Origin of the sequence: Paucibacter sp. DJ2R-2 (assembly GCF_025717675.1) — a bacterium.
In the GTDB taxonomy this organism is placed as follows: domain Bacteria; phylum Pseudomonadota; class Gammaproteobacteria; order Burkholderiales; family Burkholderiaceae_C; genus Paucibacter_A.
Genome location: NZ_JAJIRT010000001.1, coordinates 1,405,222 through 1,421,831, shown reverse-complemented (window position 1 = coordinate 1,421,831; position 16,610 = coordinate 1,405,222). Strand labels below are relative to the sequence as shown.

The following is a 16,610-nucleotide window of genomic DNA, read 5'->3' as shown; positions in this document are numbered from 1 at the left end:
AGCGCCTCAGGCGCGCACCAGCACCATGGTCGCCTGCATCAAGGCCACCACCTTGTACTCGCTGGCGCCTTTGCTCAGAAAGGCGCGCACCTCGCCGCTGCACACCGTCAGCAGGCGGCCGGCGTTCTGCACCTTGCCCACGGCCAGAAAATGCGTGCCGATGGCCGGCCGCATCAGATTGATCTTGAATTCAGCCGATACCACCTCAAACTCCGGCGTCGCCCGACTCAGCGCGGCATAGCCGCAGGCGCTGTCGACGATGCTGGTGACCGCGCCGGCATGGACATAGCCATGTTGTTGCGAGACCTGGGGCGAGTTGGGCATGGCGATGTGCACTTCGCCATCGCCGACCCAGGCCAGGCGCGCGCCCAGCGTGGCCATCAGGCCCTGGGCTTCGAAACTACGGGCGATGCGGGCGTGGGTCTCGTCATTCATGGCTCAGAACTCTCCGGTCGGGGCTTCCTGCCGTCGACTGTACGCGGCCGGTCCCGCCATCAGCCTTCGCCGGAGATCAAGCTCGCCACCAGGCCCAGCAGGCCTGCGATCAGCATCAAACCCACCATTGCCAGCAGCGCAAGCCCCAGAGGGTGCCACCAAGACTTGCGCGGATAGTCCCGCCCGTATCGGGCCAGCACCAGGCCAACCTGCTCCTTGCCATTGGCGTAGTACCAGGCCACCAGAAAGACGAATCCGGCGATTCGCATCAGCAGGTCAACCGTCTTGGAGTCAGGGAAGCAGACGATGCTGATGAGGCTCACACCGAGGAAGCCCAGACTGGCCCAGACCCAACGCAGCGAACCGGCGGCCTTGTCCGGATGCCCCATTGCCAACCAGTTGGATCTCTGCAGCAAGGCGCCAAAGATGGGGCTGAAGATCAGGCTCCAACTGGCGGCGGCGTTGGGGTTCCACAAGCGCGGCACGGCAGAGGTGTCAGGCTTTGCCGAGGGCAAATCACTCGCATCTGTGGGCAAGCTGTTGTTCATGGTGTCAGGCCCTCCCGCCTGTGATCACTGGCTCTGAGACGTGTTTGTGGGCCCAAGCGCGGTTGCTCGTTCCCTGAGCCCAAGCATAACGCTGTGTCGAGACGTCAGATGCCAGCGACCGCTCCGCCTCAGCGCTGATAGCGCATCAAGTGCCCGCTGTACTTCTCAGTGGCCTGGGCAAGCGAGCGCAGCGGCTGGTCGTCGAGCTCGAAGCCCAGGCCGGCCATGCGCTTGCTGAAGGCCGGGCGGTTGCCGCGGTTGGGGTCGATGATCAGCACCTCGCAATGCGTCTGGGCGTGGCGTTCGATGAAGCCGGCCAGGGCGCCGCCCTCGTCGCGTTCATAGAGGATGTCGCTGCCCATGATGAGGTCGAAGCGCCCTTGCACGCGCGGCCGCCGACGCGCCGGACCGATATGGCTCAGGGCTTGCGCGAGGGCTTCCTCGTCCCAGTTCTGGCCCGACCAGTCGCCGTGGCAGTAGCGCATGGGAGGCAGCTCGTTGAGGCGCAGGTTCTCGAGCAGAAAGCTGGCCGCCAGCGGGTGGCAGTCGCTGGCCGTGACCAGGGCGCCGCGCCGGTGGCTGACCAGGCTGGCCAGGCCCAGACCGCAGCCGATCTCCAGGATGCTTTCACCTTCCAGCAAGGGCCGCAGCGCCATGGCCTCGGCCAGGCGCAGACCCGAGGGCCAGAGCAGGCCGAACAGCGGCCAGGCGGCTGAGGATATGCCCAGGGCTTCGGCCTCGCCGCCGGGGTCATTGAACTGCTGGCGGTCCAGCAGCGAGCGGATCAGCAGGTCGGCTGCGCCGGCGATGGCGATCGACTCCTGCTTGTAGGCCAGGGGCGGTTCGTCGTGGGTGACTCTGGAGTTGGGCATGGGTACAGCTCTCGTGTTTCCCACATCCAACCGGGATGCGCGGCCTTGCTGGCCTTTCCGCGGGGTCCCCGCGCCTCACGCTGTCACCGGCGCCCCCCGCGTGTCTGCCACAGCGGCTTCTTCCCCTTCAAGTGCCGCTCGATGCCGTCGTTGAGACGGCTGCGCAGGTCCACCACCTCGGCCACCTGGCCGTAGACGCCAGGGAAGCGCAGGTCCAGCCAGAGCCACAAGGTGCAGCTGCGCAAGGCCTGCTCCATGCGATCGAGACGGCTGTGCTCGTCCACATCCTGCAGGAACCAGGGCGAACCAGCCTTGCCATTGAGGGCGTGGCGGTGGGCCCAGTCCAGGTATTCCTGCACCTGGGCATCCGTGCGGCTGTCGACCGGCGCTTGCGCGTAGATGAAGCGCTGCTTCATGGTCAGAGCGCCGGCCGCCTGGTCGAGCTGACCGGCCAGATCCAGCATCTGCTCCAGCTCGGCCACCGCGAAATGGGCGTCGTCCAGGCGCAGCTGTTCCATGAAGACATTGAGCACCTCGCGCAGGCGCTTCAGGCCCAGGCGGCTGGCGATGGTGTTGACATGCCACCAGTTCGGCGCCACCGCGGCCTTGAAGTCGCGCGGTGCCCTTGGCTGCTTGGGCAGCAGCTCCTTCAGCACCTTGGCCGCTTGCGGCTCGGCTTCGCGCAGCACGCCGCAGAAGCCCTCGTCGTGCATGCCATAACGCCCAGCCCGGCCGGCAATCTGGTGCACCTCGGAGACGGTCAAGGCGCGGTCACCCTGGCCGTCGAACTTGCTCATGGTGCTGAACAGCACGCGCCGGATCGGCAGGTTCAGGCCCATGCCGATGGCGTCGGTGGCGACCAGGATGTGGGCGGCGCCGACGGCAAAACGCTCGGCCTCGCGCCGCCGCACCTCGGGCGGCAAGGCGCCGTAGATGACCGAGACCGGGTGGCCGGCCTGGGCGATCTGGTCGCGCAGCATCAGCACCTCGCGGCGGCTGAAGGCCACCACCGCATCGCCCTTTTTGAGCGAAGCGATCGGCAGCGGCGCGGGCAGCAGCTGCACCTCTTGCTTGCGCTCGAAATGCTTGACCGTGCAGCGCTCGCCGCACAGACCCAGCAGGTTCTCGATCGCCGGCACGGCATAGGCCGAGCAGATGATGATCACTTCATTGGCCGGCACCGCGACGATGGCCTGGGTCCAGGCCCAGCCGCGGTAGAGGTCGAAGAGCATCTGTGCCTCGTCGATCACCGCCACGTCGATGGGCTTGTTGGTGTTGACCATCTCGATGGTGCTGGAGACCACTCGGGCGTTGTCGGCCGGCACGTTCTCCTCGCCTGTCAGCAGCGAGCAGGGCACGCCACGGCCGACCAGGCGGTCGCGTCCTTCCAGGGCCAGCAGGCGCAAGGGGGCGAGGTAGCAACCTTCATGCGCTTGCGCCAGGCGCTCGAAGGCGGCGTAGGTCTTGCCGCTGTTGGGCGGGCCGACGTAGAGCGTCACCGTGCGCTGCAGGCGGCGCGCGGCGTCGAAGGTGTCGGGGTAGCCTTGGAAGGCCAGCTCGCTGTTCAGCCCGGCCAGGGTGTTGAGCTCAGCGACGCGGTGCTCCCAGCGGTCCTGGGCGCGCGTGCAGCCGGCCTTGAGCAGCTCGAAGGTCTGGGGCGTCGCGCATTCCGCCTGCAGGCGCGGTAGCAGGGACTCCAGATGCTCGGGGTGGCCGGCCTCGCTGCGCGCCAGCAGCTGGGCCAGATGGGCTTGCAGCTCGGCCGCATGCACATACGGCGGCTGCTGACCCAGGGCCGCCTTGAGCGCGTGCAGGTCGCCGTCACGGTAGAAGGCCCAGACCGGCGCATCGTCATCGAGCGGCACACGGAAGGCGAGCGGAATCTGCCAGCCCGGCTGGGCCAGCTTGAGGTTGAGGCGGCAGAGCCGGCTCCAGCCCAGGCCTTCGCGGCTCAAGCCCAGGCCGTCGAGCAGCACTTGGCGCTGCTGCATCAGCGCGCGCACGGTCGGCGCCGTGCCCACCACATCGAGGTGGGCCAGGGCCGTGGCCATCAGCTGCGGGGCGATCCAGCGGCTCGGCCGGGCACCGGCCACGGCTTTCTGCAAGAGCACCAGGCCGGCGCGGTCCAGCGCGTCTTCGCTGGCGCCGCCCTCGGCACCGGCCACGCCGAAATCGGCCGGCGTCAGCACCTGGGGCAGCTGGTAGGCGGCCTGGCGTATGCGTAGCAGCTGCTCGGGGCCGATGCCGGCCGGCAGGCGGCTGGCATGGCGCGGGTTGGGCAGGTTCAGCGGCGTGGGCTTGCCGGCGCCCGGGGACAGGGCAGCCGCGGGGGAACTTGACGTGGAAGTAGAAGAGGAGGGGGTGGCGGTCGTGGCCGCGTCTTTGGAAATATCACTCACCCTGGGAGTGGACCACATGTTCAAGCCGGGCACGAAGCCAGACAATGCGCGCGAACTCAGCCCCAAGCCGGAACCCGCGATGGCCACACCCTCTTCGTCTTACATGCTTTTGATCGTCGAACCCACCGGCCAGCGCCAAGAGCGCGGCCGCGAGGGAGGCGAGCAAGCCTATGCCCGCATGCTGGCCTTCACTGCGGACTTGCAAGCCCGCGGTCTTCTGGAAGCCAGCAATTCCCTGGCCTCGACGCGCCAGGCCGTGCGCCTGCAGGTGCGCGAGGGCCAGACCCAGCTGGTTGATGGCCCCTTTGCCGAGGCCAAGGAAATGATCGGCGGCTTCTTCCTGCTCAAGAACTGCAGCCGCGAACAGGCGCTGGAGATGGCTGCCCTCTGCCCGGCGGCCGAGTGGGCGACGGTGGAGCTGCGTCAGGTCGGGCCTTGCTTTGAGGATGCCGAGCCGCTTTGATGACCGGGTATTTACCCTGATTTTGTGCATCAGCGGTCGAGAAGCGCTGCCCGGCTTCGTCGTGTGTGGGTGGGCCGCAAGCGGCGGCTCTGCTTCCATTGGCTCAGGAGAACCTCATGCGATTCATGATCATCGTGCGCGCCACTGCCAGCAGCGAGGCCGGCATCATGCCGCCGGCCGACGACCCGCTGATGGCGGACATGGCCCGCTATCACGAAGGGCTGGCCAAGGCCGGCGTGCTGCTGGACGGCAACGGCCTCAAGCCCAGCCGCGAGGGCTGGCGCCAGCGCTACCAGAACGGCCAGGCGCAGCTCATGGACGGCCCTTTTGCCGAAACCAAGGAGTTGATCGCCGGCTACACCTTGATCCAGGTGCGCTCCCGCGCGGAGGCCATGGAATGGGCGCGGCGTTTCCCGGCGCCCTTCGGCAGGCAGGGCGACGGCGGCGAGATCGAGGTGCGCCAGCTCTACGAGCTTGATGACTTCACGCCCGGCCCGGCCCTCGATCAGATGAAGGCGATCGAGGCCCAGCAGGCCAGCCAGAGCGCTGGAGCCGCATGATGTGGGCGAGCCTGTTCAAAGCCGTCGGTGGCCTCTTGCTGCTGGTGCTGCTGGTCTTGCTGATCCAGGCGGCGCGCCAGCCTGATCAGTTCCGTGTCGAGCGCAAGCTGCTGATCCAGGCCTCGCCCGAGGCCTTGTTCGCCTTGATTCAGGATCTGCGCCAGTTCAATCGCTGGAACCCCTACGAGAAGAAGGACCCGCAGATCCAGGGCCAGTACAGCGCCCAGACGGTCGGCCCCGGTGCTCGCTACGCTTGGCAGAGCAAGGAGGTGGGCGAGGGCAGCATGGAGATCACCGCGCAAGAGGCGCCGCAGCGTGTGCAGATGCGCCTGGATTTCCTCAAGCCTTTCGAGGCCCACAACCTGGCCGAATTCCAGATCGTGGCGCAGCCGGGCGGCGCGTGTGAGGTCAGCTGGTCCTTGAGCGGCCCCTCGCCCTTCATCAGCAAGCTGATGGGCGTGATTTTCAATATGGACCGCATGATCGGGCGCGACTTCGAAGCCGGCCTGCTGAACCTCAAGGCCCTGGCTGAGGCGTCGCCGCCTGCAGCCGCAGCCGCCGCGCAGAAATGACTCTGACCCCAATTCAGGAGGCTTTTCCCATGCATCAACAAATCTTCGTCAATTTGCCGGTTCGGGACTTGGCCGCTTCGCGTGCGTTTTTTGAGGCCATGGGCTACCGCTTCAACCCGCAGTTCAGCAACGAGCAGGGTGCCTGTCTGGTCTTGGGCGAGCAGCTCTTCGCCATGCTGCTGACTCATGAGTTCTTCCAGGGCTTCACGGCCAAGCCCATCGTCGACGCGCGCCAGGGCACCGAGCTTTTGCTTTGCCTGTCTTGCAGCAGCCGGGCCGAGGTGGACGCCCTGGTGGCCAAGGCTGTGGCCGCCGGCGGCACGGCGCCGCGCGCGCCGCAGGACCATGGCTTCATGTATGCCCACGGCTTCGAGGACCTGGACGGTCACATCTGGGAGCTGTGCTTCATGGACGTCAGCGCCTGCGCCGACTCGGGCAGCGATGCCTGAAGGCTGCGCCATGCGCGACACCGTGGCGGCCATCTGGCGCCAAGAGTCGGCGCACATCGTCGCCCATGTGGCCCGTCTGGTGCGTGATCTGGACCGCGCCGAGGAGCTGGCGCAAGACGCCTTGCTGGCCGCCCTGGAAACCTGGCCGCGCGATGGCCTGCCGGACAAGCCGGCCGCCTGGCTGATGACCACGGCCAAGCATCGCGCGCTGGATCACCTGCGCCGCGTCGCCATGCAGGCGCGCCAGGAGGAAGCCCTGACCCAGGATCTGCAAACCTTGCAAGCCGATGTGGAGCCCGATTTCGCGCCCGAGCTGATCCGCAGCCTCGACCAGGCCGCCGATGCCGCCCACATCGATGACGACCTGCTTCGCCTGCTTTTCATCGCCTGCCATCCGGTGCTGCCACCGGCCAGCCGGGTGGCCCTGACCCTGCGTCTGCTGGGTGGCCTGAGCACGGCTGAGATCGCCCGCGCCTGCCTGCAGCCCGAGGCCACCGTGGCCCAGCGCATCGTCCGTGCCAAGCGCACCTTGGCGGACAGCGGTCTGCCTTTCGAACTGCCTCAGGGCGCGGCGCGCCGTGAAGCCCTGGGCTCGGTGCTGGCCGTCGTCTACCTGATGTTCAACGAAGGCCATGCCGCCAGCACTGGCGAGGACTGGTTGCGCCCGGCCTTGTGCGAAGAGGCGCTGCGTCTGGCCCGGGTGCTGGCCGGCCTGAGCCCGCTTGAACCCGAGGTACAAGGCCTGCTGGCCTTGCTTGAGATCCAGTCTTCGCGCCTGGCCGCCCGGGGCGATGCCCAGGGCCGGCCGGTGCTGCTGATGGCCCAGGACCGACGCCGCTGGGATGCCTTGCTGATCCGCCGCGGCCTGGCCGCCCTGGCCCGAGCTCAGACCTTGGCACAGGCCGACCCGGCCGGCCCCGGGCCCTATCAGTTGCAAGCCGCCATCGCCGCCTGCCATGCCCGGGCGGCCACGGCCGAGGCCACCGATTGGCCCGCCATCGTGGCCGCGTATGACGCGTTGGTGGCGCGCTTTCCTTCGCCCGTGGTCAGCCTGAACCGGGCGGTGGCGGTGAGCATGATGAGCGCGGAACAAGGCGGCGGGCCCGCGGTGGCCCTGACTTTGCTGCAGCCCTTGCGCGAGCAACCGGCGCTGCGCGACTACCCCTGGCTGGCCAGCGTCGAGGGTGATGTGCTGGCCCGGCTGGGCCGCGGCCGGGAAGCGCGCGAGGCCTTCGAGCGTGCCGCCCGGCTTAGCGGCAATGCCCAGGACCAGGCCTTGCTGCGCGCCCGGGCGGCCGAACTGCCCGCGGACTGAGCCGCGTCGCTCAGCGGTCCGCCGTGCGCTCGCCCAACATGCGCTGCATCAGGCTGAAGAAGCGGTCGTAGAAGGCGCCGGCCGGGATGGTTTCGCTGGCCACCTTGACCAGGGATTCGTCGGTCGAGGACATGGGCACCGAGATGGACCCCAGGGCGCTGACGCCAATGCTGGTCGAGTTGCTGCTCTTCTTGAGCGAGTAACGGTCTTGCTGGGCGGAGACGAACGCTGTGGTCACCAAGTCCTGGCGGCCGTCGGGCGCACACACGACATTGAAGCTGATCTCTACATGGACCTCGCCGTCCGGCTGGAAATGCTTGCGGCCGGTGACCGAGCTGTTGTTGCTGCTGGCCGGCACGGCATTGGATGGTGTCGGGCTGATCACATAGCCCTGGCTCAGCAGGGCACGGCGCGCTGCCTCGCAGGTGTCTTCGACCGTGCCGTCGAACAAGCGCGAGAAGGTTTCGTCGGCCTGGAAACGCTCGTTCTGGTAGACGGTGGTCTTGCTCACCTTCTCGGCCGGCGCCTGGAAGGGCAGCTGCACCGCACAGCCGCCAAGGCAGCAAGCGGCGACGCCCAGGCCGAGCAGGCGGGTCCGGACGCCGAGGCTCCGGGCCTGCCGTGTCATCGGGCCGGGTGGCAACCGGGCTGGCTGCATCATGGCAAAGCGCTCCTATTTCGTTCCGTGGGTTTCACACAGCATCGTCTGCGGCCCGCGCATCGGCGGGCTGGGGGGCATTATCTCGCCTGCGCGCTCCAAGGCCGGTGTCGGCCCGTGCGCTGGCCGCGCGCAAGCTGCGCCTTGAGAACGGCGCGCGAATCAGCCCCTGGCTACACTGCCGGCCGGATTGCTCATCACTGACCGCTTGATTGATGGATGGATTGCTTGCCATGACCTCGAACTTCCCTGTACGTCCGCCACTGCGCACCCTCGCGGCCTGTTTGGTTCTGGCATTCTCAGCTGCGGCCCCGGCCGGAGCGGCTGAGGCGGCCGCGATGACGCCGGCTGCGGTCCATGCGCCGGCTGCCGTCGCTCAAGCCTTCGAGCGGGAAGTCGATGCCTTCCTGAAGGACTACTGGCGCCTGGTGCCCGAGATGGCCGTGGCCGCCGGCCAGTACGCGGCCGCAGCCCAGCTGCCGGCGCCGACCGAGGCCTTGCGCCAGGCGCAGCTGGCTTTTGCCGAGCGCTGGTTGAAGCGCCTGCAGGCATTGCCGGCCAAGCTGGCGCTCGACGCCGGCCAGCGCAGCGATCTGGCCCTGCTGGACAACCATCTGCGCGGCCTGCAGTGGAGCCTCAGCGAGCTGCGCAGCGACCAGTGGAATCCTTCCGAGTACAACGTGGCCAACGGCTTCTCCGAGTTGCTCAGCAAGGAAGACTTCGCGCCCCTGCCGAAGCGCCTGAACCTGGTGGAGCGCCGCCTGCAGCAGGTGCCGGCCTACTACCGCGCCGCTTTGCTCAAGCTCAAAGAGCCCAGCCCCATGCATCTGCGCCTGGCGATCCGCCAGAGCGAGGGTGCGCTCGACACCTTCCGCAGCAGCATCCCTGAGGCGGCTGCCAAGGCCAAGCTGGCGCCGGCGCGCCAGGCCGCCTTGCTGCGCCATAACGCCGCCGCGCAGCGCAGCCTGGAGCAGTTCATCGCCGAGCTCAAGGCCCTGGACGCACGCCAGACGGCGGCCGGCAGCGGCCGTGATTTCCGCCTCGGCCGCGCGCTGTTCGAGAAGTCGTTTGGCTATGAGATTCAGGCCAGCGTCGATGCCGACGGCCTGTACCAGCGCGCCCTGGCCGAGAAGGCCGCCCTGCACCAGAAGATGGGTGCGCTGGCCCTGGGCCTGTGGCCCCAGCTCTTCCCCGGCGCGGCCGTGCCAACGGAGCGCCTGGACCTGATTGCCCGCGTCATCGACAAGCTCAGCGAACGCCATGCCACGCCCGAGGGCTTTGTGGACGAGATCAAGGCGCAGATCCCCGCGCTTTCGGCCTGGGTCACCGAGCATGACTTGCTGACCCTGGACCCGAGCCGCCCTTTGCTGGTGCGCGAAACCCCGGCGTATATGCGCGGCGTGGCCGGCGCCTCGATCAGCGCGCCCGGCCCGCTGGACCCCAAGGGCATGACGTATTACAACGTCGACCCGCTGGACAAGTACAGCCCGGCCGAGGCCGAGTCCTTTCTGCGCGAGTACAACCACTGGACCCTGCAGGTGCTGAGCATCCACGAAGCCGTGCCGGGTCACTATGTGCAGCTGCTGTACTCGAACAAGTCCAGCTCCAAGGTCAAGAGCCTGTTCGGCAACGGCGCCATGATCGAAGGCTGGGCCGTCTACGCCGAGCGCATGATGATGGAAAGCGGCTGGGGTTCGGTCAACGGTCAGCCCAGCCCCGAGATGGGCCTGATGTACGCGAAATGGAATCTGCGCGTGGTCTGCAATGCCATCCTGGACTACCAGACCCATGTGCTGGGCCAGGGCGAGGCCGAGGCCATCCAGCTGCTCGAGCGCGAAGCCTTCCAGGCCAAAACCGAGGCCAAGGAAAAGTGGCACCGCTCACAAGTCAGCGCCGTACAGCTGAGCAGTTATTTCGCCGGCTTCTCGGAAATCCTCGCCTTGCGCGAGCAGCTCAAGGCCGCCCAAGGCCCGTCCTTCAAGCTCAAGGCCTTCCATGAGAACTTCCTCAGCTACGGCAGCGCCCCGGTCAAGGTGGTCAGCGAGGCGATGTTGAAGGCGGCCGCAGGCCGGCCATGAGTTCTTTCGACCTGGCTCATCTCCTGCAACTGGAAGAGCAGGTCTGGGCGGCCTTGGTATCGGGCGACCGAGAGGCCGATGAGCGCCTGCTGGCCGATGAATTCCTGGGCGTCTATGCCAGTGGCCACGCCGGCAAGGCCGAGCACGTCGGGCAATTGGACGGCGGCGCGGTGGTCTCGCACTACCGATTGAGCGAGGCCAAATTGCTGCCCTTGGGCGAGGGCCTGGCCTTGCTGAGCTACCGGGCCGATTGGCAGCGTGTGTCTCGGGAGATGGAGAAGGCGGAGGAAGCGATGTTTGTGTCCTCGCTCTGGCGGCGCAGGGCCGATGGCCTCTGGCAGAACCTGTTCAGCCAGGACACGCCATGCGTGGAAAGCGGTCGCTCCGCTTGAGCGTCAGCACCGGCTTCAGCCTGCGACCGCAGCCTTGTGAAGCGACGCCTGGCTATGTGAGAGAAGCCAGAGCAGACACTTGTGCGCATCCTCCGCTGGGATGGATGCCACCCGAGAGAAGCACGGTGCAGCTGTAGATGGCTCCAGATGTCTTGATGCTCGCGAAGAGGCCGGAGCCGGCAAGATGGAAGGCAATGCCCACTGCGCTCGCACCGATATTGCCGATAGGGACACACTTGGGATGAGGACTGCCTGCGGCGTTCTGTACCGATCGGCAGTGACTTGCTCTCCCCGTGGGGGGTATGCCCACAATCCTGCGACAGTCCTAGACATGCGCGATTTGCGAAGCTGTCAGGGCCCCGCTAACGACCGGGCGGCGCAGGACTCCACCTGCGCGGCCACCGCCAGCGCTGATCGCACCGCGCTTTCCAGCAGCGGCACGCCGGCTTCGGCATAGGAGCCGCACCACCAGACGCGACGTCCGGGCTGCGCGTGCAGTTGCTTCAGCGAGGCCAGGGCGCCAGCGCTGCCGGCATCGACCAGCGGGCGTTCGAAGCGAGCGTGGCCGATGATGCTGTCGTCTCTCGGCAAGCTCTGCGGCATCACGGTCTGGAACAGCGGCGCGGCATCGCGCAGCCCGGGCTGCACGCGGTTGATCCAGATCGTGCTTTCGGGATGCCCGTGTTCAGCGCAGACACGGGCATTCACCGGGGACCAGTCGGCGCGCCGTGCCGGCATCAGCGCAGTGTCGCTGTGCATCATCACCTCCAGCGCTCGGTAGCGGAAGGCGGCCAACGCCGCAGTCTCGTCGGGCGCGGCGTCGACCAGCAGGGTGAGCGCTTGGTTGGCTTGCGTGGCGAAGACGACATGGTCGAAGGCCTCCTCGCCAGTGCTGCGCTGCACCACCACTTTTTCGGCGGCGGGGGGGGGGGGGGGGGGGGGGGGGGGCCCCCCCCCACGCCGGGACCAAACGGCCACCACGCCGGCGCTGCATTGAACGCGGGTGATGCCGGCCATCAGCTTGGCCGCCACCGCATCGGCGCCGTCGCGCGCACGGCGCACGCTTTGCCGCGCCACGCCAGCGGCTGCGTAGTCGGCGATCACGGCAGCGGGGTAGGCGCGTGCATCTTCTCTGCTGCAGGTGCCAATGGTGGCGACAGCAGGCAGCAGCAGGCCTTCGACGAACTCGGGTGCGATGCGCTCGGCAGCGACGAACTCGCCGATGCTCGCAGCACCCAAGCCCCCATCGGCCAGCGCCGCGCGCGCGCGGCCCTGGAAGTGCAGCGCACCCTGCACGATGCGCCGTCCCTGCGCGCTGGCCACGTCTTGCGGCAGCACATAAGGCAGCGACCAGGCACCGAGGCGAGCGTTGCGCCAACGAAAGTAGGCGCGACCTTCGCCGTCAGTGAAGGTGGTCGCGTAATCGACGGGATCGGTGGCCACGCCAAGCTCTGCATACAGGCGAGTGAGCGTCGGGTAGTAGCCGGGGTAGAACACGCGCAGCGGCACGTCGATACGCAGGCCTGAGGGGGTATCGTTCAGTGCCACCGAACTGGCGATAAAGCCGGGCACCGCCTGGCGTTCAAACAAGGTCACCGCGTGGCGCCGTGACAGCTGCCAAGCGGCCACCAAGCCGGCGATGCCGCCCCCGATGACGGCGATGTTCATGGCCGAAGGTTAACCGGTGTTTCCCGCCAATGCATCCCGTACCGCGCGGAGGCAGACGCGGTGGGCGCGATCGGCAACGGTGCTGCGCTTGTCGTCATCGACTAACCGGGCAGCTCGGCGGATGCCGTGGCCGCCTTGTGGCCTTCAGCTGACCTTCATCACGAGCAGGGCGATGACTCTTCCCGGCTGCAGTCTCCATTGAAGTCTGTGGCGATGAACCGGCCGGGTCCTTGACCTTGCAGGCAGCTCAACACCACGGCCTCGGCGCTCTGCCTTAGCGCCGCATCTCGAAGCTGGCCTCGCCATGGGCGTCAATGCCCAGGTACGTCCAGCCCGTGGCCCGATAGAAGGCCTCGGCTCGGGTGCCTGGTGCCGTTCCCAGGTTCAGGCGCTCCAGGCCCTCGCTGAACAGCCAGTCCACCATGACGGCTTGCAACTGGCGGCCGAAGCCGCGGCCTTCATGGGCGGGGTCCACAAACAAGGCCCAGATATTGCCGGTCTGGCTATTGCCCACGGCAAAGGCGCGCACTTCCCCGGCTTCCTCGACCACCCAGCCCCGGCCGCTGCTCTCGATCGCGGGGATGTAATGCTCTTCGCGGATCACGTCGCTGGTCAATGGGTTCTCGCGCACGGCGCGGCGCACCCGGTGCATGCCGGGGATGTCGCTGCGCAAGGCCTGGCGCAGCTGGCAGCGGGATGCGGTGGTGTTCTCAGTCATGGATCACTTGGTCTCGAAAAAACGGTAGGCGGCACGGTAACTGATGCGCGCTTCACGGCCCAGCGTCTCGGCGCCGCAGCCCTCAGCCGGGGCTTGTCCGCCCACGGTGTCGATGCGCTGGATGGCGACGGTCTTGGCAAAAACGCCGCTGCCGCTGTTGGATTTGGCGCTCAAGAGCAGCCAGGGAATGGCCTTGGCATCGGGGCCGGCATCGCGGGCCCGTACTTCGCCGACCACCTTGCTGCCGTCCTGGAACTCCCAGCTCGGGCCGGCGTAATGCTTACCCATACTGCGGCCTTGGGCGTCGAAGAGCTCGGCCTCGGGTGCTTTGAAAGCCCACTCGAAACGGGCCGGCTGGGCATCCTTGACGGCTTTGCATTCATAGATCTGCACGCCGGTGGCTTGCAGTTCCATGGTCTGCTGCTGCGAGGCAGTGGCTTTCAGGGCTTCGGGCAGGGCGGCGGCGTGTAGGAGGCCTGTGGTGAGGAGCAGGCCGGCGGCAGCCAGGGCCCGGTGGGCAGAGGTCAAGGTATGCGTCATGCGCGCATCCTAGGCGGCACCTGCGGCGGCGCTGGAAGTCATGCGGCGCGCCTACACTGGGCCGATGAACAGCTGGCTCTTGATCAAGTACCTGGCCACGGCCGCGGTGGTGGTGGCGGTGTCGGAGTTCGCCCGGCGCAATGACAGGCTCGGCGGCTTGATCGCCGCCCTGCCCCTGGTCACCCTGCTGACCCTGATCTGGTTGCAGCTGGAGCAGCAGCCCATGGACAAGATCGCCAATCACGCGCGCTACACCTTCTGGTACGTGCTGCCGACCCTGCCCATGTTCCTACTCTTCCCGGCCCTGCTGGCGCGCCTGGGCTTCTGGCCGGCCTTGCTGCTCAGCGCTGTGTTTGCAGTGCTGTGCTTTGTGGCCTTCGCGGCGCTGATGCGGCGCTTTGGGGTGGAGCTGCTCTGAGTCAGAGCAGCCGCCGTCGCCGCTGCATCAGCGGATTCGGCCTGGTTCAGGCCTTGGATTTGCGGCGACCGAAAGTGCCGCCGAGCAACGCCAAACCGAGCAGCATGAGCACATAGGTCTCGGTTTCCGGGACAGCGGAAGTGATGGTCTTCCAATCCATCCCAGATGCCGAGCCAGTGAAACTCACCAGCAAGGGGAACAAGGTGTTGGAACTGGTCACAGGCAGACTGCCATTGCGGCTGTAGACCTCAAAGCTGCGCACATTGGGCCCGAAGTTCAAAACCGATCCGCTGGAAAAATTCTCAGTGATGGCGACACCATTGACGCTGACAGTCAGGCCTTCGGCTTGAAAGCTGCCGATCTGAACTGAATTGAACACCATCGTGTTGTAGGTTCCAGGCGAGACGGAAATCTGATACCCCACGTGATGACCGGCGGCGCCTTGCGTCTCAAGCTGCCGGGGCGCTGCGTACCAGCTGTTTGAAACGTGTTGCCAGAAGTAGTAAGTGCTTTCCCCGTTGGCGTGGTGATCGACAAAGTGGGCACGGTATGGATTCGCTTCGGAACCTAGGGGTGGCGGAGTCACAGGGCCAGAAGCGCTGCTGAACTGAGCCTGCGCATGAGAAGCGCCAAGGGTCGCGGCCATGGCCACGAGGGCGGTCGCAAAATATTTTTTCATGGGAGTTCCTCGCCTGAGTGAATGGGACGGTCTGTAGAGCACAGCTCGCCGATATTGTTTATTGTTATGAGCGCCATTATCGCCCAGGCTCTTGACTCATTTTTTTCGGGTTTGTGCCCATGCCGAAGCGCTCATGGACACGCGCGCAGTCTTTCTTTTGATGCAGCTTGCACAAGAGGTCGACGGTGTGACGGGCCGCTTCCACTTGCCCTTGCTGTTGCAGAAGTCGCGCACGCTGTTCGAGAACCGGCGCGTAGGCAAAACGCTCGGCCAACTGCGCCAGTTGCCGAATCTGTGCATCGGAGTAGCTGCTCGTATCGCTGATCAAGAGCAGCTCGGGCAGGGGCTGCAACTGCGTGAGCAGTGTGAATCTGGCGTCAGGGGGCGGGGGTGCTGCTTGCATCTGGCCGGCCTCGTAGTCACTCTGCATGCGGCGATGGTTCCGCTCGTGCCTGGGGTATTCAAGCGCAATCGCAGTCAACAGGGCCACGCTCAACAGGCCTGCGGTGAGGATCAGCGGTCGCGGTACGCGCCAGGTTTGGCCTGTGGCTTGCATGGCTTCCAGCTCGCCCATCATCAAGCCCAGTGGCAGCAGAAAGATGAAGTACTCCAAGGGGTACTCGGTCATGGCGTGCGTCAGCAGCATCAGCAGCCCGGCCAGCAAGCAGGCGGCCCGAGGGGTGCGGCAGGCGCGCAGCTGAAAGCTCAGCCAGCCGAGCAGTCCGAGGATCAAGAGCCCACCGAGCGGCAGGCCGTTCCAGACCAGCAGATCGAGCAGCAGGTTGTGGCTGTGTTCGATGAATTCGTAGCTGGCCGGGTGGTTCAGTGCCGCGCTGGTCTGTGCCACAGCGACCTGGTTCCAGCCGAAGCCCCACAGCGGTGACTCCTGCAAGGCGTCAACCAGGGTTCGCCAGTGGATGGCCCGGGTACCGGCTTCGAGCATGGAATGACTGCCCATATGAACGGTCACTTGAACACGGCCTAGCCCCAGCGCGCTCTCCAGCAGGGGCCAGGCAGAAAACAGCAGCAGCCCGAGTGCGCCGAATCCAAGCATGGCACATCGACTCAAGCGCAGGTCGGCCCGGCTCTGAATCAGTAGCAGCCAGGCCAGCAGGACCAGCAACTCCAAACGCCCGGTCCGGGAGCCACTCATGGCAATGCCGGCCCACAAGACCAGGCTGAGTGCAATCAAACTGCGCAAGCCGAGCTTTCCGCACTGATGCAAGCCCAGTGCGGCCAACTGCCCGAGTACCAGCAGGCTGGCCAGGAGATTCGTCTGAGCGAGGTTGCCATAGGGCCGGGCCATGGGTCGAGTGCGCAGCAGCCACTCCATGCCTGTGTCGATGCGCAGCCACTGCAAGCTCGCAATGAAGGCCGAAATCAGGGCCGCGCCCAGCAGCCAGGGAGCAATCCGGCTCAGCCTCAGTGCCGCGTCCGGCCCACCGTGGGCGCCGACCAGCACCGCCCAGGCGAACCCGACCAGGTAGAGCGAAGCCATCAAAGCGTCGCCCCCAAAATGAATCAGGCCAAAAGCGAATTGCAGCGCAGGTACTGCGGCCAGCAGCAGCGCGGCAAGTGCCAGGCTGGGCATGCGCAGCATGCGGTCTTCACTCTGCCTCAGCCAGACCAGAACGGCCATCACCAAGGCGGCTGCGGCACACAGGTCGCTGTGAAAGGCCAGCCAGGGCGCTTCGTGTTTGGGGATCAGCCAGCTCAGTGCCAGGAGCATGGCTGGCAAGGCAGTTTGCAACTGGGCGGCCCAGCGTTCGGGTTGGCGAATCATGGGCGTGATCTTGTGCGGGGGGCAGGGGGGCGCGCGATTCTAGGAGCGTTTGCGCAGCGAGCC

General features: G+C 66.6%; 18 protein-coding genes. 8 read left to right on the top strand and 10 right to left on the bottom strand.

What is annotated here, in order from left to right:
* Positions 1–6: 6 nt before the first annotated feature.
* From LNV28_RS06145 to LNV28_RS06130, 4 genes are all read right to left on the bottom strand, one after another.
* Positions 7–435 (bottom strand): PaaI family thioesterase, encoded by a 429-nt coding sequence (locus tag LNV28_RS06145; RefSeq protein ID WP_263515936.1) that lies wholly within the window; start codon positions 433–435, stop codon positions 7–9.
* Positions 436–494: 59 nt separating this feature from the next.
* The gene (locus LNV28_RS06140) at positions 495–983 is read right to left on the bottom strand and encodes a hypothetical protein (protein ID WP_263515937.1); all 489 of its coding nucleotides are present in this window, start codon (positions 981–983) and stop codon (positions 495–497) included.
* 128 nt (positions 984–1,111) lie between these two features.
* Positions 1,112–1,855, bottom strand: a complete 744-nt coding sequence (locus LNV28_RS06135; RefSeq protein WP_263515938.1) for a class I SAM-dependent methyltransferase — start codon at positions 1,853–1,855, stop codon at positions 1,112–1,114.
* Positions 1,856–1,938: 83 nt separating this feature from the next.
* Positions 1,939–4,254 (bottom strand): helicase-related protein, encoded by a 2,316-nt coding sequence (locus LNV28_RS06130; protein WP_263515939.1) that lies wholly within the window; start codon positions 4,252–4,254, stop codon positions 1,939–1,941.
* Between the two features lie 79 nt (positions 4,255–4,333).
* Between LNV28_RS06130 and LNV28_RS06125 the strand changes: the two genes are divergently transcribed.
* From LNV28_RS06125 to LNV28_RS06105, 5 genes are all read left to right on the top strand, one after another.
* Positions 4,334–4,717: a YciI family protein gene (locus tag LNV28_RS06125; protein WP_263515940.1), complete on the top strand. Its 384-nt coding sequence runs from the start codon at positions 4,334–4,336 to the stop codon at positions 4,715–4,717.
* Between the two features lie 116 nt (positions 4,718–4,833).
* Positions 4,834–5,277: a YciI family protein gene (locus LNV28_RS06120; protein ID WP_263515941.1), complete on the top strand. Its 444-nt coding sequence runs from the start codon at positions 4,834–4,836 to the stop codon at positions 5,275–5,277.
* Complete coding sequence (locus LNV28_RS06115) at positions 5,274–5,849, top strand: SRPBCC family protein (RefSeq protein ID WP_263515942.1); 576 nt, start codon at positions 5,274–5,276, stop codon at positions 5,847–5,849. The genes LNV28_RS06120 and LNV28_RS06115 overlap by 4 nt, the downstream gene beginning before the upstream one ends.
* A gap of 29 nt (positions 5,850–5,878) precedes the next feature.
* The gene (locus LNV28_RS06110) at positions 5,879–6,298 is read left to right on the top strand and encodes a VOC family protein (RefSeq protein ID WP_263515943.1); all 420 of its coding nucleotides are present in this window, start codon (positions 5,879–5,881) and stop codon (positions 6,296–6,298) included.
* A gap of 10 nt (positions 6,299–6,308) precedes the next feature.
* The gene (locus LNV28_RS06105; protein WP_263515944.1) at positions 6,309–7,613 is read left to right on the top strand and encodes an RNA polymerase sigma factor; all 1,305 of its coding nucleotides are present in this window, start codon (positions 6,309–6,311) and stop codon (positions 7,611–7,613) included.
* 10 nt (positions 7,614–7,623) lie between these two features.
* Here LNV28_RS06105 and LNV28_RS06100 read toward each other — a convergent pair whose 3' ends face one another.
* Positions 7,624–8,274 (bottom strand): DUF2242 domain-containing protein, encoded by a 651-nt coding sequence (locus tag LNV28_RS06100; RefSeq protein WP_263515945.1) that lies wholly within the window; start codon positions 8,272–8,274, stop codon positions 7,624–7,626.
* A 335-nt stretch (positions 8,275–8,609) separates the two neighbouring features.
* Between LNV28_RS06100 and LNV28_RS06095 the strand changes: the two genes are divergently transcribed.
* Both LNV28_RS06095 and LNV28_RS06090 read left to right on the top strand, forming a co-directional pair.
* Positions 8,610–10,349, top strand: a complete 1,740-nt coding sequence (locus LNV28_RS06095) for a DUF885 domain-containing protein (protein ID WP_263515946.1) — start codon at positions 8,610–8,612, stop codon at positions 10,347–10,349.
* Positions 10,346–10,741 carry a nuclear transport factor 2 family protein gene (locus LNV28_RS06090; protein ID WP_263515947.1) on the top strand — a complete coding sequence of 132 codons (396 nt, stop codon included), beginning with the start codon at positions 10,346–10,348 and terminating at the stop codon, positions 10,739–10,741. Before LNV28_RS06095 ends, LNV28_RS06090 begins: the two co-directional genes overlap by 4 nt.
* Positions 10,742–11,092: 351 nt before the next feature.
* Here the strand turns inward: LNV28_RS06090 and LNV28_RS06085 are convergent, their stop codons facing one another.
* The 3 genes from LNV28_RS06085 to LNV28_RS06075 form a co-directional block, all read right to left on the bottom strand.
* Positions 11,093–12,409 carry an NAD(P)-binding protein gene (locus LNV28_RS06085; RefSeq protein WP_263568750.1) on the bottom strand — a complete coding sequence of 439 codons (1,317 nt, stop codon included), beginning with the start codon at positions 12,407–12,409 and terminating at the stop codon, positions 11,093–11,095.
* Between the two features lie 274 nt (positions 12,410–12,683).
* Complete coding sequence (locus tag LNV28_RS06080) at positions 12,684–13,127, bottom strand: GNAT family N-acetyltransferase (RefSeq protein ID WP_263515949.1); 444 nt, start codon at positions 13,125–13,127, stop codon at positions 12,684–12,686.
* Between the two features lie 3 nt (positions 13,128–13,130).
* Positions 13,131–13,667, bottom strand: a complete 537-nt coding sequence (locus LNV28_RS06075; protein ID WP_263515950.1) for a DUF3455 domain-containing protein — start codon at positions 13,665–13,667, stop codon at positions 13,131–13,133.
* A gap of 64 nt (positions 13,668–13,731) precedes the next feature.
* Between LNV28_RS06075 and LNV28_RS06070 the strand changes: the two genes are divergently transcribed.
* Entirely contained in the window at positions 13,732–14,085 is a 354-nt protein-coding gene (locus LNV28_RS06070) for a DUF3147 family protein (protein WP_263515951.1), read from the top strand.
* 46 nt (positions 14,086–14,131) lie between these two features.
* Here LNV28_RS06070 and LNV28_RS06065 read toward each other — a convergent pair whose 3' ends face one another.
* Positions 14,132–14,764 carry a PEP-CTERM sorting domain-containing protein gene (locus LNV28_RS06065; protein ID WP_263515952.1) on the bottom strand — a complete coding sequence of 211 codons (633 nt, stop codon included), beginning with the start codon at positions 14,762–14,764 and terminating at the stop codon, positions 14,132–14,134.
* Positions 14,765–14,840: 76 nt separating this feature from the next.
* Positions 14,841–16,547, bottom strand: coding sequence for an O-antigen ligase family protein (locus tag LNV28_RS06060; RefSeq protein WP_263515953.1), 1,707 nt, complete (start codon positions 16,545–16,547; stop codon positions 14,841–14,843).
* Positions 16,548–16,610 lie beyond the last annotated feature (63 nt).